General features: G+C 73.8%; 11 protein-coding genes. 5 read left to right on the top strand and 6 right to left on the bottom strand.

Annotated elements, in window-relative coordinates:
* Window positions 1-46 precede the first annotated feature (46 nt).
* The 4 genes from ASG36_RS13490 (at window position 47) to ASG36_RS13475 (ending at window position 5,375) form a co-directional block, all read left to right on the top strand.
* A complete protein-coding gene (locus tag ASG36_RS13490) occupies window positions 47-895 on the top strand; it encodes a GAF and ANTAR domain-containing protein (protein ID WP_055764559.1) in 849 nt (282 codons plus the stop codon).
* A 93-nt stretch (window positions 896-988) separates the two neighbouring features.
* Window positions 989-2,938, top strand: a complete 1,950-nt coding sequence (locus ASG36_RS13485) for a 2-oxoacid:acceptor oxidoreductase subunit alpha (RefSeq protein WP_055764557.1) — start codon at window positions 989-991, stop codon at window positions 2,936-2,938.
* Window positions 2,935-4,065, top strand: coding sequence for a 2-oxoacid:ferredoxin oxidoreductase subunit beta (locus ASG36_RS13480; RefSeq protein ID WP_235494960.1), 1,131 nt, complete (start codon window positions 2,935-2,937; stop codon window positions 4,063-4,065). Before ASG36_RS13485 ends, ASG36_RS13480 begins: the two co-directional genes overlap by 4 nt.
* A gap of 5 nt (window positions 4,066-4,070) precedes the next feature.
* On the top strand, window positions 4,071-5,375 hold the full coding sequence (locus ASG36_RS13475; RefSeq protein WP_235494957.1) for a cytochrome P450: 1,305 nt from the start codon (window positions 4,071-4,073) through the stop codon (window positions 5,373-5,375).
* Window positions 5,376-5,402: 27 nt separating this feature from the next.
* Here ASG36_RS13475 and ASG36_RS13470 read toward each other — a convergent pair whose 3' ends face one another.
* Window positions 5,403-6,755 (bottom strand): PLP-dependent aminotransferase family protein, encoded by a 1,353-nt coding sequence (locus tag ASG36_RS13470; protein ID WP_055764555.1) that lies wholly within the window; start codon window positions 6,753-6,755, stop codon window positions 5,403-5,405.
* Window positions 6,756-6,837: 82 nt separating this feature from the next.
* Between ASG36_RS13470 and ASG36_RS13465 the strand changes: the two genes are divergently transcribed.
* Window positions 6,838-7,494 carry a pyridoxamine 5'-phosphate oxidase family protein gene (locus ASG36_RS13465; RefSeq protein WP_055764553.1) on the top strand — a complete coding sequence of 219 codons (657 nt, stop codon included), beginning with the start codon at window positions 6,838-6,840 and terminating at the stop codon, window positions 7,492-7,494.
* Here ASG36_RS13465 and ASG36_RS13460 read toward each other — a convergent pair.
* The 5 genes from ASG36_RS13460 to nuoL all read right to left on the bottom strand — a co-directional run bounded on the left by ASG36_RS13460 (window position 7,478) and on the right by nuoL (window position 14,904).
* Window positions 7,478-8,680, bottom strand: coding sequence for a sorbosone dehydrogenase family protein (locus ASG36_RS13460; RefSeq protein ID WP_055764551.1), 1,203 nt, complete (start codon window positions 8,678-8,680; stop codon window positions 7,478-7,480). The genes ASG36_RS13465 and ASG36_RS13460 overlap by 17 nt on opposite strands.
* Window positions 8,681-8,708: 28 nt before the next feature.
* Window positions 8,709-9,776 (bottom strand): polyprenyl synthetase family protein, encoded by a 1,068-nt coding sequence (locus ASG36_RS13455; protein WP_082523078.1) that lies wholly within the window; start codon window positions 9,774-9,776, stop codon window positions 8,709-8,711.
* Between the two features lie 79 nt (window positions 9,777-9,855).
* On the bottom strand, window positions 9,856-11,397 hold the full coding sequence (gene nuoN / locus ASG36_RS13450) for an NADH-quinone oxidoreductase subunit NuoN (RefSeq protein WP_055764549.1): 1,542 nt from the start codon (window positions 11,395-11,397) through the stop codon (window positions 9,856-9,858).
* Entirely contained in the window at window positions 11,397-12,956 is a 1,560-nt protein-coding gene (locus tag ASG36_RS13445; RefSeq protein ID WP_055764547.1) for an NADH-quinone oxidoreductase subunit M, read from the bottom strand. Before ASG36_RS13445 ends, nuoN begins: the two co-directional genes overlap by 1 nt.
* A 31-nt stretch (window positions 12,957-12,987) precedes the next feature.
* On the bottom strand, window positions 12,988-14,904 hold the full coding sequence (gene nuoL, locus ASG36_RS13440) for an NADH-quinone oxidoreductase subunit L (protein WP_055764545.1): 1,917 nt from the start codon (window positions 14,902-14,904) through the stop codon (window positions 12,988-12,990).
* Window positions 14,905-14,906: the final 2 nt, after the last annotated feature.

Raw genomic sequence — 14,906 nt, 5'->3', positions numbered from 1 at the left:
ATCGATCGCCCGCCCCCCCGCCCCGACCGCCACGGAGCACCGTCCCATGAGCACCGACACCAGCACCGGCGAACAGATCTCCCTGCAGCCGGTCCTCCGGGACACCGCGCAGGACTCCGGCCCGCTGCCCAACCGGGCGTCCACGCGCGACACCCGCGAGATGGTCGCTCACGTCGCGGCAGCCCGGCCCGCGGCCGTGGCCCGGGTGGTCGAGGCGCTGACCGGGCCGGGCGTGCACGGCCGTGAGGTCACCGAGCTGCTGCAGTGGGTCGCCGTGCTCGCCAAGGAGGTCGTCGGGGACTGCGACGCCGCCGGCGTCACCGTGCTGAAGGACGGCACGCCCTTCACCTCGGCGTGGACCGACGAGCGCACCCTGGCCGTCGACCGGGACCAGTACGACGCCGACGAGGGCCCCTGCCTGCACGCCGCGCGGGAGGGCGTCTGCGTCCGGGTGACCGTCTCGGAGTCGATGCAGGCCTGGCCGGAGTTCACCCAGGCCGCGGTCGCCGACGGGGTGCGGGCCTTCCTGGCCTGCCCGTTGGTGGTCGACGACCAGCGTTTCGGGGCGCTGAACCTGTACAGCCACTCCCTCGACGGCTTCTCCGACGACGACGAGGCGGTCGCCACGCTGATCAGCCGGATCGCCACCGGGTTGGTCGCCGGGCAGCTGCAGCAGCACCGGTCGGCCACGCTGATCAGCCAGCTCGAGGAGGCCATCGCCTCGCGGGCGGTGATCGAGCAGGCCAAGGGCGCGGTCGCCGTCGTCCGGCGGATCTCCCCCGACGACGCGTTCGGGGTGCTGCGGACGGTCTCCCAGGACACGAACGTCAAGCTCCGCGAGGTCGCGGCCCGCACGCTGGCCGACTTCGGAGCACTCCCGAACCGAGCCGGCTGAGGGCACCCTCTGTGGGCTCGGCCACTGCAGGGGTCCTGAGCCGTCGCGCCCGCGACCCGCGCCGTAACCTCGGCCGGTGGAGGTACACCCCTGATGACTGACACCACCCCCGCCACCACCCCCGAGACGCAGCCCTCGGCGCCCGGCGGGCTCGTCAAGAGCGTCGTGGCCCTCGACCGGGTCGTGATCCGGCTCGCCGGCGACTCCGGCGACGGCATGCAGCTGACCGGCAACCGCTTCACCAGCGAGACCGCGTCCTTCGGCAACGACCTGTCGACGCTGCCCAACTTCCCCGCCGAGATCCGGGCGCCCACGGGGACCCTGCCCGGCGTCTCCAGCTTCCAGCTGCACTTCGCCGACCACGACATCATGACCCCCGGGGACGCCCCCGACGTGCTGGTCGTGATGAACCCGGCCGCGCTCAAGGCCAACATCGCCGACCTCCCCGGCGGTGGCCTGCTGATCGCGGACTCCGACGAGTTCTCCGCCCGCAACCTGGCCAAGGTCGGCTACGCGGAGAACCCGCTGACCGACGGGTCGCTGGACGGCTGGCAGCTGGTCAGCGTGCCGCTGACGTCGATGACCACCGACGCGCTCGCGGACTCCGGCCTGGGCAAGAAGGAGGCCGAGCGCAGCAAGAACATGTTCACCCTCGGCCTGCTGTCCTGGATGTACCACCGGCCCACCGAGGGCACCGTCCGCTTCCTGGAGCGCCAGTTCCGCAAGAAGCCCGAGATCGCCGCGGCCAACATCGCGGCCTTCCGCGCCGGGTTCAACTACGGCGAGACGACGGAGGCCTTCGCGGTCTCCTACGAGATCAAGCCGGCCCCGATGGCTGCGGGCACCTACCGCAACATCTCGGGCAACCAGGCACTGGCCTACGGGCTGGTCGCCGCCGGCGTCCGCTCCGGCCTGCCGGTGTTCCTGGGCGCCTACCCGATCACCCCGGCCTCGGACGTGCTGCACGAGCTGTCCAAGCACAAGTCCTTCGGCGTGCGCACCTTCCAGGCCGAGGACGAGATCGCCGGCATCGGCGCCGCCCTGGGGGCCAGCTTCGGCGGTGCCCTGGGCATCACGACGACCTCGGGCCCGGGTGTCGCCCTGAAGGCCGAGACGATCGGGCTGGCCGTGATGACCGAGCTGCCGCTGGTCATCGTCGACGTCCAGCGCGGTGGCCCCTCGACCGGGCTGCCCACCAAGACCGAGCAGTCGGACCTCCTCCAGGCCCTCTACGGGCGCAACGGCGAGGCACCGGTGCCGGTGGTGGCCCCGCGCTCCCCCGGTGACTGCTTCGACGCCGCGATCGAGGCCTGCCGGATCGCGCTGACCTACCGCACCCCGGTGTTCCTGCTGTCCGACGGCTACCTGGCCAACGGCGCCGAGCCGTGGTCGGTCCCGGCGACCGAGGACCTGCCCGACCTGCGGGTGGAGTTCACCACCGAGCCCAACGGCCAGGCCGCCGACGGGACGCCGGAGTTCCTGCCCTACCTGCGCGACCCGGAGACCCTGGCCCGTCCGTGGGCGGTGCCCGGCACCTCCGGCCTGCAGCACCGCATCGGTGGGCTGGAGAAGGCCGACGGCACCGGGAACATCTCCTACGACCCGGCCAACCACGACTTCATGGTCCGGACCCGGCAGGCCAAGGTCGACGGCATCGCCGCCAGCCTGCCCCCGACCGAGGTCGACGACCCCGACGGCGACGCCCGCGTCGCCGTCATCGGCTGGGGCTCCACCTACGGTCCGATCGGGGCTGCCTGCCGGCGGATCCGCCGATCCGGGCGCTCGATCGCCCAGGTCCACCTGCGGCACCTCAACCCGCTGCCCAACGACCTCGGGGAGATCCTGCGGTCCTACGACCGGGTGGTCTGCCCGGAGATGAACCTCGGCCAGCTCTCCAAGGTGCTCCGCGCGGAGTACCTGGTCGACGTGCAGAGCCACACCCAGGTGACCGGGTTGCCCTTCCGGGCAGCCGAGCTCGCCGCCGTCCTCCAGGACGCCATCGACGGGGCGACCGTCCCCGCCACCACCGGAGGCCAGTCGTGACCACGTTCTCGGACGACACCGCACACGCCATCGACACCCACGTGCACGAGCTCGGGATGCCGGCCTACGACCAGCGCATCGCCGACGCCGTCGCCCGCTCGGTGGAGACCAACGGCGAGAAGCAGACCACGCTCAAGGGCAAGGACCTCAAGACCGACCAGGAGGTGCGCTGGTGCCCCGGGTGCGGTGACTACGTCATCCTCAACGCGGTCCAGTCGTTCCTGCCCTCGCTGGGGATCGCCCGCGAGGACATGGTGATCATCTCCGGGATCGGCTGCTCGTCGCGGTTCCCGTACTACATGAACACCTACGGGATGCACTCGATCCACGGCCGCGCGCCGGCGATCGCGACCGGGCTGGCCGCCTCCCGTCCGGACCTGTCGGTCTGGGTGGTCACCGGGGACGGCGACGCGCTGTCGATCGGCGGCAACCACCTGATCCACACCCTGCGCCGCAACGTGGACCTGACGATCCTGCTGTTCAACAACCGGATCTACGGGCTCACCAAGGGCCAGTACTCGCCCACCTCGGAGATCGGCAAGGTCACCAAGAGCACCCCCATGGGCTCGCTGGACCACCCGTTCAACCCGGTGTCGCTGGCGCTGGGCGCGGACGCGACCTTCGTCGGCCGGGCGATGGACTCCGACCGCAAGGGGCTCACCGACGTGCTGCGGCAGGCCGCGGAGCACAAGGGCACCTCGCTGGTGGAGATCTACCAGAACTGCAACATCTTCAACGACGGCGCCTTCGAGCTGCTCAAGGACCCGTTGACCGGCAAGCAGTGGACGATCCCGCTGGTGCACGGGGAGAAGCTGGTCTTCGGGCCCGACGGCGCCTCGTGCGTGGTCGCCGACGGCTCCGGTGGCCTCCGGATCGCCGAGACCCACCAGGTCGCCGAGGCCGACATCGTGGTGCACGACGCGCACCGCACCGACCCGGCCTACGCCTTCGCGCTGTCCCGGCTGTCCAGCCAGGACCTCCGGTACACCCCGATGGGCGTCTTCCGCTCGATCGAGAAGCCGACCTACGAGGCGATGATGAGCGACCAGCTCGAGGACGCCCGCAGCGCCCAGCCCGCCGACCTGGACGCGCTGCTGCGCGGCAGCGACAACTGGGTCGTGGACTGACCGACGTGGACCACGCGCGGCCCCGGACGGCGATCGGCCAGCTGACGGCCGACGCCGTCCTGGGGTTGCGCATCGGCGCCCTGCGCGCCGGGGGGATGGCCCTCGCCGTCCGGGGCGACCGGGTCGCCCGCCTGCTGCACCGGCCGTGGCGGACCGACCCCTACCCGGTCTTCGCCGAGCTGCGGGCCGCCCAGGCGGCCGGCGGCCCGGTGCGCAGCCGCACCGGGCTCACCGCACTGGCCACGCACGCCTCGGTCGAGTCGGTGCTGCGGGACCGCCGCTTCGGGGTCCGGCTCTCCGACGGCGGCAGCCGGCTCGGGGACGGCGGCGAGGACGGCTCGTTGCTCGAGCCGGTCGACCTCTCGCTGCTCACCCTGGACCCGCCCGACCACACCCGGCTGCGTCGCCTGGCGCAGCCCGCGTTCGCCCCCCGGCGGCTGGAGCACTACCGGTCGGTGGCCGAGCGGGTGACCGGGGAGCTGCTGGACGCCGCGCTCGCCCGGGGCCGCTTCGACCTGGTGCGCGACCTGGCCTCGCCGCTCCCGATCACCGTCATCGCGGCGCTGCTCGACGTGCCCGACGTGGACAGCGAGCGGTTCGCCCGCTGGGGACGGGCGCTGGGGTCCTCGCTGGAGGGCGTGCGCTCCCCCGCCCACGCGCGGGAACTGGCGCAGGCCACCGCGGACCTGCGGGCGCTGTTCGCCGAACTGCTGGAGCAGCGCCGGGCCGACCCCGGCGAGGACGTGGTGTCGACCCTCGCCCAGGCCGTGGACGGCGGGCGGGCCACCGCCGACGAGGTGCTCGCGCTCGCCCAGCTGCTCCTGGTCGCCGGGTTCGAGACGACCACCAACCTCATCGGCAACGCCGTCCAGGCCCTGCACCGCACGCCGGGCCAGTGGGACGCCCTGGTCGCCGACCCGTCGCTGGCCGCGGCGGCCATCGAGGAGACGCTGCGCTACGACCCGCCGGTGCAGCTCACCGCCCGGTTCGCCCACGAGGACCTCGAGGTGGACGGCGCCCCGGTGCGGAAGGACAGCGGCGTGCTGCTGCTGCTCGCCAGCGCCAACCGCGACCCCGCCGTGCACGTCGACCCCGACCGCTTCGACCTGCACCGCGAGCAGACCGTGCCGCACCTGGCCTTCTCCGGCGGCGTGCACTACTGCCTGGGCGCGCCGCTGGCCCGGCTGGAGGGCGAGGTCGCGCTGCGGCTGCTCGCCGAGCGCGCGCCCCGGCTCCGTCCGGCCGGGCGGCCGGTGCCCCGCGTCGCCACCGTCCTCCGCGGTCCCCTGTCCCTCCCCGTCCGCGCCTGACCCCCCTGACGGGGGAGGCGCTCCTCGTCAGGGCGTGAGGGCGGTGGTCAGGACCTCGAGGGCGGGGACGAGGGCGGCCCGGGTGGGTGCGGCCCAGCCGACGACGAGGCCGGCGGGTCCGTCCGCGGCGGTGTGCCACGCCAGGCCGTCCACGGCGACGCCGCGGGCCGCTGCTGCGGCGCGGACGTGCTCCTCGGTCGCCCGGTCGGGCAGCGGGACGACGAGGTGCGCCCCGGCCGCGTCGCCCACGGTGCGGTGCCCGGCGGCCGTGACCGCGGCGCGGACCAGCTCCCGGCGGGCGGCCAGCTCGCGACGGAGTCGACGCAGGTGCCGGGCCAGGTCACCGGAGTCGGCGAGGTCGGCGAACACCCGCTGGCCGGCCCGGGCGGGCCGGGTCCCGGTGCGGGTGCGGGCCTCCAGCAGGGCGTCGCGCACCCACGGCGGGGCCACCAGCCAACCGACGCCCAGGGTGGGGCTGAGGACCTTGGACGTCGTCCCCAGGTGGACGACGACGTCGGGGCCCAGCGCGGCCAACAGCGGCAGCGGCGCCACGTCGTAGCGCAGCTCACCGTCGTAGTCGTCCTCGAGCAGCAGCAGTCCCTCGGCGCGGGCCCGGTCGACCAGCGCGACCCGGCGGGCGGCCGGCAGCCGGCCGCCGAGGGGGAACTGGTGGGCCGGGGTGCAGTAGACGGCGGCGAGACCGGGCGGCACCCGGTCGACCACCAGCCCGTCGGCGTCCACCGGCACCGGGACGCACTGCACGCCGGCTGCGGTGAGCGCACCGACCACCCGCTGGTAGCCCGGGTCCTCCACCCCGACCCGGGCGCCCGGCGGAAGCAACCGGGCGACCTCGGCGACCCCGGCCGACGTGCCGGACGTGCCCAGCACGTCGGCCGGGTCGGCCGGCAGCCCGCGGTGCCGGAGCAGGTGCTCGACGACGGCCGCCCCGAAGACCGGGTCGCCCCGGGGGTCCCAGCCGACGTCGGGGTCCCGGTCGCCGGCGGCCCGCCAGGCCCGGCGCCAGGCAGCCCGGTCCAGCACCTCCAGGCACGGCGCCCCGGGCCGCAGGTCGACCACGCCGGCGGCCGGGGCCACCCGGGACGACCGACCGGACGACGGCGCCGGCTGCGGGGTGCCGACGACGAAGGTGCCCACCCCGCGACGGCCCTCGAGCCAGCCCTCGGCGAGCAGCTGGTCGTAGGCCCCCGCGGTGACGGTCCGGCTGACCCGCAGCAGCGCGGCGAGCTCGCGGGTCGAGGGCAGCCGGTCCCCCGCACGCAGCGCACCGTCGGCGGTGGCCGCCCGCAGGCCGTCGGCGAGCTGCACGGCCAGGGGGGTGCCGACCGTGCGGTCCAGCACCAGCGGCGGGACGTCGACCACGGGCACCTCGAGGGGAGTGGACTGCCGGAACAGCGCGGGATTGGCTCTCGGAGGATGCCACGTACCGGGTCAGGGTGGTCCCGTGACCACGCCGCTCTCCCCCACCTCCCGCTCCACCGTGCGCCGCAACGCCGTCCGGGCCCGCAGCGACCGCGCGGAGCTGTACGCCCTGCTCGACGCCGGACTGGTCGGCCACCTGGGTCTGGCGATGCCGGCCGGGCCACTGGTCGTGCCCACCGCCTACGGCCGGGACGGCGACACCCTCTACCTGCACGGCTCGACCGGCGCGGCCACGCTGCGGGCGGCCGGGGGCGGACTGCCGGTGTGCTTCACCGTCACCCACGTCGACGGGATCGTCTACAGCCGCTCGGCCTTCCACCACTCGATGAACCACCGGTCGGCCGTCGTCCAGGGCACGGCCCGGCTCGTCGAGGACCCCGACGAGCGGTGGCACGGGCTCGGCGTCCTCACCGAGCACCTGGCACCCGGCTCGTGGACGGCGACCCGGCAGCCCGACCGGCGCGAGCTCGCCGCGACCGCCGTCCTCGCGCTGGACCTGACCGAGGCCAGCGTCAAGGCACGCACCGGCCCGCCCGGCGAGGACGAGCGCGACCTGACGGCCCCGGCGGCCGACTGGGCCGGCGTGCTGCCGCTGCGCACCACCTGGGGGACGCCGGAGCCCTGCCCGCTGCTGCCCGAGGACGTCCCCGTGCCCGAGCGGGTCAGCTCGCGGGGGTGACCCGGAGCAGCTGGTCGGCGCCCTCGCCGTTGTCGGTGGTCAGGTACAGCGAGCCGTCGCTGCCCAGCTGCGGGCTGCGGACCCGGCCGTAGGTGCCCTCCAGCTCGGGGATCCGGAACTGCTCGACCAGGCTGCCGTCCTCGCCCAGCCGCAGCGCCAGGACCCCGGTGTCCTTCTGCACGCCGAGCAGCAGCAGTCCGTCGTACTCGCCCCACTCCGCCCCGTCCAGGAACGTGATGCCGGAGACGGCGATGGTCGGGTCGCCGGAGCTCCACACGGCCTCGATCGCGCCGGGGATCTCGGTGTCGGTCATCGGGACGCTCTCGTCGTACTCGCCAGAGCCGACCGGGTCCCAGCCGTAGTTGCCGCCGTCCTCGGCGAGGTTGACCTCGTCGTCGACCTGGCTGCCCTGCTCGGCGGTGTAGACCGCACCCGTGCCGGGCTGCACCGCGATGCCCTGGACGTTGCGGTGCCCGTAGCCCACGATCGCGTGCGAGGTCGGGTCGGTGAGCTCGAGGAAGGGGTTGTCCGTCGAGGGCTGCCCGGTCTGCGGGTCGACCCGCAGCAGCTTGCCGGCCAGCGTGGAGAGGTCCTGCGGGTTGGTGCCGAGCGCGTTGTCCCCGGTGCCGACGAGCAGCTGACCGGTGTCGTCGAAGCGCAGCCGGCAGCCGCCGTGCCGGCCGGAGTCGGTGTTCACCGGGATCTGGCCGACCAGCGGGTCGGCCACCCGGGTCGCGGCGGTCCAGTCCGCGTCGACGGTCCAGCCGATCACCTCGATGCCGGGGCCGCCGTCCGCCCCGCCGTCGGTGACGCCCTGACAGGTGTAGAGGGTGCGGTCGGTGGCGAAGGCCGGGCTGAGCACCAGGCCCATGAGCCCGGTCTCGCCGTCGGCCCAGAGGTCGTCGAAGTCCGCCTCGAGCTGCCGGCTGGAGCCGTCGGGGAGCACGGCGGTGAACCCGCCGTCCCGCTCGTCGACCAGCAGGGTGCCATCGGGGGCCTGCGCGACGTCCCAAGGGTGGTCCAGGCCGTCCAGCACGGTCTCCACCTCGAGCGCCGGGGCGCCGGCGGGGGGGCTGGCGGCCGCGGCATCGGCCTCGGACTCCCCGGACGCCGACGAGCCGCAGCCGGCGAGCAGGACGACCCCGGTGAGGGCAGCGGTCAGGCGGGCGGTGCGACGGGTCCCCATGCGACCCATGGTCCCTGGGTCGCGTCGGTCATGCGGAGCGGGTCACCACGTAGTCGCACAGCGCGTCCAGCGCCTCGCGCACGTCGCCCTCGGGGACGGCGGTGAGCCGGGCGCGGGCCCGGTCGGCGTAGGACTGCAGCACCTCGGTGGCCCGGCCCAGCGAGGCCGAGGCACGCAGCAGGGCCAGCGCCTCGGCGTGGTCGGCCTCGTCGGTGACCGGCCCGGCGACGAGTGCGCGCAGCCGCGCCTCGGCCGGGTCGTCGCCGGCCAGCGCGAGCAGCACCGGCAGGGTGGCGATGCCCTCCCGCAGGTCGGTGCCGGGCAGCTTGCCCGACGTGCCGCTCTCGCTGGTGATGTCGATGAGGTCGTCGGAGAGCTGGAAGGCGACCCCGACCTCCTCGGCGAACGCGGTCAACTCGGCGACGAGGGCGGCGTCCACCCCGGCGAAGGTGGCCCCGAAGCGGGCGGAGGTGGCCACCAGCGAGCCGGTCTTGTCCGCCAGCACCGACAGGTGGTGGGCGATCGGGTCCTCACCGGCCGCGGGGCCCACGGTCTCCCGGATCTGCCCGGTGACCAGCCGCTCGAAGGTGCGGGCCTGGACGCGCACGGCCTCGGGGCCGAGGTCGGCCAGCAGGTCCGAGGCCCGGGCGAACAGGAAGTCGCCGGTCAGGATGGCGATGCTGTTGCTCCACCGGCTGTTCGCGCTCTGCGCACCGCGCCGGACGAGGGCCTCGTCCATGACGTCGTCGTGGTACAGCGTGGCCAGGTGGGTGAGCTCGCAGACCACCGCGGCGGTGGCCACCTGGGGCGCGTCGGCGTCGCCCAGGTGGGCGGCCAGCAGCGCCAGCACGGGGCGGAACCGCTTGCCGCCGGCGGTCATCAGGTGGGCGGCGGTCTCCCCGACGAAGTCGTGCTCGCTGACCACGGCGGCCTGCAGCTCGTCCTCGACCCGGGTGAGCCCTGCGGCCAGCGACTCCCCCAGCTCGCCCTCGGGCAACCAGGAGCCGATCGTGGAGGCCGGCGTGGCAGGGCGGTTCCACAGCTGCGTCTGGCTCCCGCCCCCGGCGGCGGGGAGGGCGGTGCGGGCTCCGGTCATAGACCGTCGAAGATAGACGCCGGACGAGGCCGGTGGACCGTCGGCCTGCTGTGCGTCCGCGCACCCCGCCGGCCGGTGCTCACCCGATCAGGGTGGCGGCGGACTCGGCCAGGTCCAGCACCGAGCCCGGGACGACGCCCAGCACCAGGGTGGCCGCCACGGTCACGGCCAGCACGACGGTCGTCGGCAGGCCGGGGACGCCGACGGTGGGGCCGTCGACCGCGGGCTCGGAGAAGTACATGAGCACCAGCAGCCGCAGGTAGAAGAACGCCGCGATCGCGCTGGTCACCAGGGCCACCACGGCCAGCGGCCAGGCCCCGACCTCGATCGCGGCCCGGAAGACCGCGAACTTGCCGGTGAACCCGCTGGTGAGCGGGATGCCGGCCAGCGCGAGCAGCAAGAAGGCCATGATCGCCGCGGTCAGCGGGGAGCGGCGGGCCAGCCCGGCCCACTGGGAGAGGTGGGTGGCCTCGCCATCGCCGTCCCGGACGAGGGTGACGACGGCGAAGGCACCGAGCGTGGTGAGGCCGTAGGCGAGCAGGTAGAACAGCGTCGCCGCCAGGCCGGAGCCGGTGCCCCCGCCCAGCCCGATGACCCCGGTGAGCAGGAAGCCGGCGTGCGCGATGGAGGAGTAGGCGAGCATCCGCTTGACGTCGGTCTGCGTGAGGCCGAGCACCGCGCCCACCACCATCGACACGATCGCGATGCCGTACACCAGCGGCCGCCAGGTCCAGTCCGCCGTCCCGAAGGCCACGTAGAGCAGCCGCAGGATCGCGCCGAACGCGGCGACCTTGGTGCAGGAGGCCATGAACGCCGTGACCGGGGTGGGGGCGCCCTGGTAGACGTCGGGGGTCCAGGTGTGGAAGGGCGCGACCGAGGCCTTGAACATGAGCCCGACGACGAGCAGCCCGAGGCCGAGCACCAGCAGGGTGCCGGTGCCGTCCTCGCTGACCGCGGCCCGGATCCCCGAGAGCCGGATGGTGCCGGTGGCGCCGTAGACCAGCGCCAGGCCGTAGAGGAAGAACGCCGAGGCGAAGGCGCCGAGCAGGAAGTACTTGACCGCCGCCTCCTGGCTGAGCAGCCGCCGGCGGCGGGCCAGCCCGCTCATCAGGTACAGCGGCAGGCTGAGCACCTCGAGGGCGATGAACATGACCAGCAGGTCGTTGGCGGTGGCGAAGAGCATCATGCCGCCGACGGCGAAGGAGGCCAGCGGGTAGACCTCGGTCTGCACCCGCTCGCTGGTCAGCAGCTCACGGTCCCGGGGGCTGCCGGCCGGCACCGCGGCGGCCGCGACGAAGGAGGACCGCGCCGGGTCCAGCCCGCGCTCGGCGAACAGCAGGATCGACAGCGCCCCCAGGCCGGTGATGGTGGCCTGCAGGAACAGCCCGGCCCCGTCGACGGCGAGCGCCCCGCCGGCGGTGACGGTCCTCGTGCCGGCGATGAGCAGGGTCGCGGCGAACCCGCCGACCATGCCGACCAGGGCGAGGGCGACCTGCACGGGGTGCCGCACGTGCCGGGGCGCGAAGGCCTCGACCAGCACGCCGATCGCGGCCGCCCCGAAGACGAACAGCAGCGGGGACAGCGCGGCCAGCGACAGCGACGGCGCCTGGATCGCACCCATCAGTTGGCTCCCTGCTCGGCGGTGACGGGTTCGTGCACCGGGGTCGACCCGGCCGGGTCGGAGCCGACGTCGACCATGGTCGCGGCGACCGCCGGGTCGATGAGGTCCAGCAGCGGCTGCGGGTAGACGCCCAGCCCGATGATCAGCGCGATCAGCGGGGCGACGACGGCGAGCTCCCGGCGGCCCAGGTCCCCGAAGGCCGACGGCTTCTCGGCCACCAGCCCGCGGGCCGGGCCGAACACCGTCCGCTGCACCATCAGCAGCACGTAGAGCGCGGCCAGCACGATGCCCACGGTGGCCAGCACGGTGAAGACCGGGATCGACGGGAACGACCCGATCAGCACCAGGAACTCCGACACGAAGCTGCCGGTGCCCGGCAGCGCGAGGCTGGCCAGACCCGCGACCAGCAGCACGCCGGCCAGCACCGGGGCCTTCGCCGCCACCCCGCCGTAGTCGCTGATCTGCCGCGACCCACCGCGGGCGATGAGCATCCCGACGACGAGGAACAGCGCACCGGTCGCGATGCCGTGGTTGACCATGTAGAGGACCGCGCCGGTGCCGCCCTCGGTGGTGAAGGCGAAGATGCCCAGCGCGATGAACCCGAAGTGCGCGATCGAGGTGTAGCTGACCAGCCGCTTGAGGTCCGACTGCCCCATCGCCAGCAGCGCGGCGTACCCGATGCCCAGCACGGCCAGCACCAGCACCGCGGGGGCGAAGGCCCGGGCGGCGTCGGGGAACAGCGGCAGGCAGTAGCGCAGGAAGCCGAAGGTGCCGACCTTGTCCAGCACCGCGACCAGCAGCACCGAGCCACCGATCGGCGCCTCGGCACCGGAGTCGGGGAGCCAGGTGTGGAAGGGCACCAGCGGGGCCTTGATCGCGAAGGCGATGAAGAAGCCCAGGAACAGGAGCTTCTGCACGCCGGGGTCGATCTCCAGCTGGCGCAGCGCGTCGAAGGCGAACGTGCCCGCCCCGAGCTGGGACTCGCTCACCACGAACAGCCCGATGACCGAGGCGAGCATCACCAGCCCGCCGAGCAGGCTGTAGAGGAAGAACTTCACCGCGGCGTACTGCCGGCGGGGCCCGCCGTAGCTGCCGATGATGAAGTACATCGGGACGAGCATCGCCTCGAAGAAGACGTAGAAGAGGAAGACGTCGGTGGCGGCGAAGACGCCGACCATGAACGCCTCGAGCACCAGCAGCCAGGCGAAGTAGGCCTGCATCGTGCGCCCGGCGGGCGCGGTGTCCCGCCAGGAGGCGACGACGACGACCGGCACCAGGAACCCGACCAGCAGCAGCATCACCAGCGCGATGCCGTCCACCCCGAGGGCGAAGTCGACCCCGAAGGCGGGGATCCAGGACACCGAGGTGACCAGCTGGAACCGGTCGCCGCCGGTGTCGAAGGCGACGGTGGCCAGCACGGCGAGGACGAACACCAGCCCGCTGACGCCGAGGGTGACCTGCTTGGCCAGGGCGTCCCGGCCCTTGGGCAGGGCCGCGACGACGGCGCCGCCGACCGCCGGGACGACGATCATCGTGAGCAGCCAGGGGTAGTCGCTCACGACAGCAGCTCCTCGTGGTCGGTGGGGGCGGTCATCCGGCGGCCACCGCGAGCAGGGCGCCGGCGACGAGCAAGGCGCCGCCGAGCATGCCGAGGGCGTAGGAGCGGACGAAGCCGGTCTGGGCGCGGCCCAGCCGGGCCGAGGACCCGCCGAGCCCGGCGCCGATGCCGTTGACCAGGCCGTCGACGCCGCGGTTGTCCACCCAGACCAGGGCCCGGGTCAGCCACATCCCCGGCCGCATCAGCAGCGACTCGTTGATCGTGTCCGCGTACAGCCCGGCGCGGGCGGCGCGGACCGGCAGCGACACCCGCTCAGGCGCCGTCGTCGGCACCTCGCGGCGGCCGACGACCACCCAGGCCAGCAGCACGCCCAGGGCGACCACCACGGTGACCAGCACGCTCACCACCAGCGGCGGGACGACGTGCGCGGCCTCCTCGGGCTCGCCGAACACCGGGGCCAGCCAGTCGGCGAGCGGGAAGACCTCGACCAGCAGGAAGCCCGCGGCGACCGACCCGACGGCGAGCACGACCATGGGCAGCGTCATCACCGCCGGCGACTCGTGCGGGTGGACGGCGTCCGGACCGGTGGTGGACCAGCGGGCCCGGCCGAAGAAGGTCATCAGCATCAGCCGGGTCATGTAGAAGGCGGTGAGCCCGGCACCCAGGACGGCGATCCCGCCCAGCAGGTACCCCGATGCGCCACCGCGGTCGAACGCGGCCTCGATGATCGCGTCCTTCGTGAAGTACCCGGACAGGAACGGGAAGCCGATGAGCGCCAGGTAGCCCAGCCCGAACGTCACGAAGGTGGTCTTCATCTTGGTGGCGAGGCCACCGAAGCCGCGCATGTCGGTGCGGTCGCCCATGGCGTGCATGACCGAGCCCGCGCCCAGGAACAGCCCGGCCTTGAAGAAGCCGTGGGTGAGCAGGTGCGCGATGCCCGCGGCGTAGCCGATCGGGCCGAGCCCCACGGCCAGGAACATGTAGCCGATCTGGCTGACCGTGGACCAGGCCAGCACCTTCTTGATGTCGTCGTAGGCGCAGCCGACGACCGCGCCGATCAGGATGGTGATCGCCCCGACCACGAGGACGACGGTGCGCGCGGTGGGGGTGGCGTCGTAGACCGGCGCACTGCGCGCGATCAGGTACACCCCGGCGGTGACCATCGTGGCGGCGTGGATCAGCGCCGAGACCGGGGTCGGGCCCTCCATGGCGTCGGGCAGCCAGGCCTGCAGCGGGAACTGGCCGGACTTGCCGCACGCCCCCAGGAGCAGCAGCAGGCCCAGGGCGGTGACGGTGCCGCCGGCCAGCAGCCCGACCGAGCCGAAGACGCCGGCGTAGGACGTCGTCCCCAGCTGGGCGAACATCAGGAACACAGCCAGGGCCAGGCCGACGTCGCCGACCCGGTTCATGATGAACGCCTTCTTGGCGGCGGTCGCCGCGGCCGGGCGGGTGTACCAGAACGCGATCAGCAGGTAGGACGCCAGACCGACGCCCTCCCAGCCGACGTAGAGGGCCACGAAGCTGTCGCCTAGGACCAGCAGCAGCATCGCGGCGACGAACAGGTTCAGGTAGGCGAAGAACCGGCGCCGCGCGGGGTCGTGGGCCATGTAGCCCACCGAGTAGACGTGGATGAGCGCGCCGACCCCGGTGATGAGCAGCACGAACACCGCCGACAGCGGGTCGAACAGCAGCCCGGCCGAGACGTCCAGCGAGCCGGTGGAGACGAAGGTGAACAGGTCGACGCCGACGCTCTTCGTCTCCAGGGCCGACAGCTCGAGCGCGCAGGCCACGCCCAGGGCGAAGGCGACGACGACGGTGCCGATCGCGAGGAGGTGGCCCCAGCGGTCGGTGCGCTTCCCACCCAGCAGGAGCACGGCGGCCCCGGCCAGCGGCAGCGCGATCAGCAGCCAGGAGGCAGCGAGGAGCCCGGTCGCGGGCACGGTGTCCATCT

It is taken from the genome of Geodermatophilus sp. Leaf369, from assembly GCF_001424455.1.
Lineage (GTDB): Bacteria > Actinomycetota > Actinomycetes > Mycobacteriales > Geodermatophilaceae > Klenkia.
Note: the sequence above shows the minus strand (reverse complement) of the source record. Positions and strands in the feature narration are given on the sequence as shown.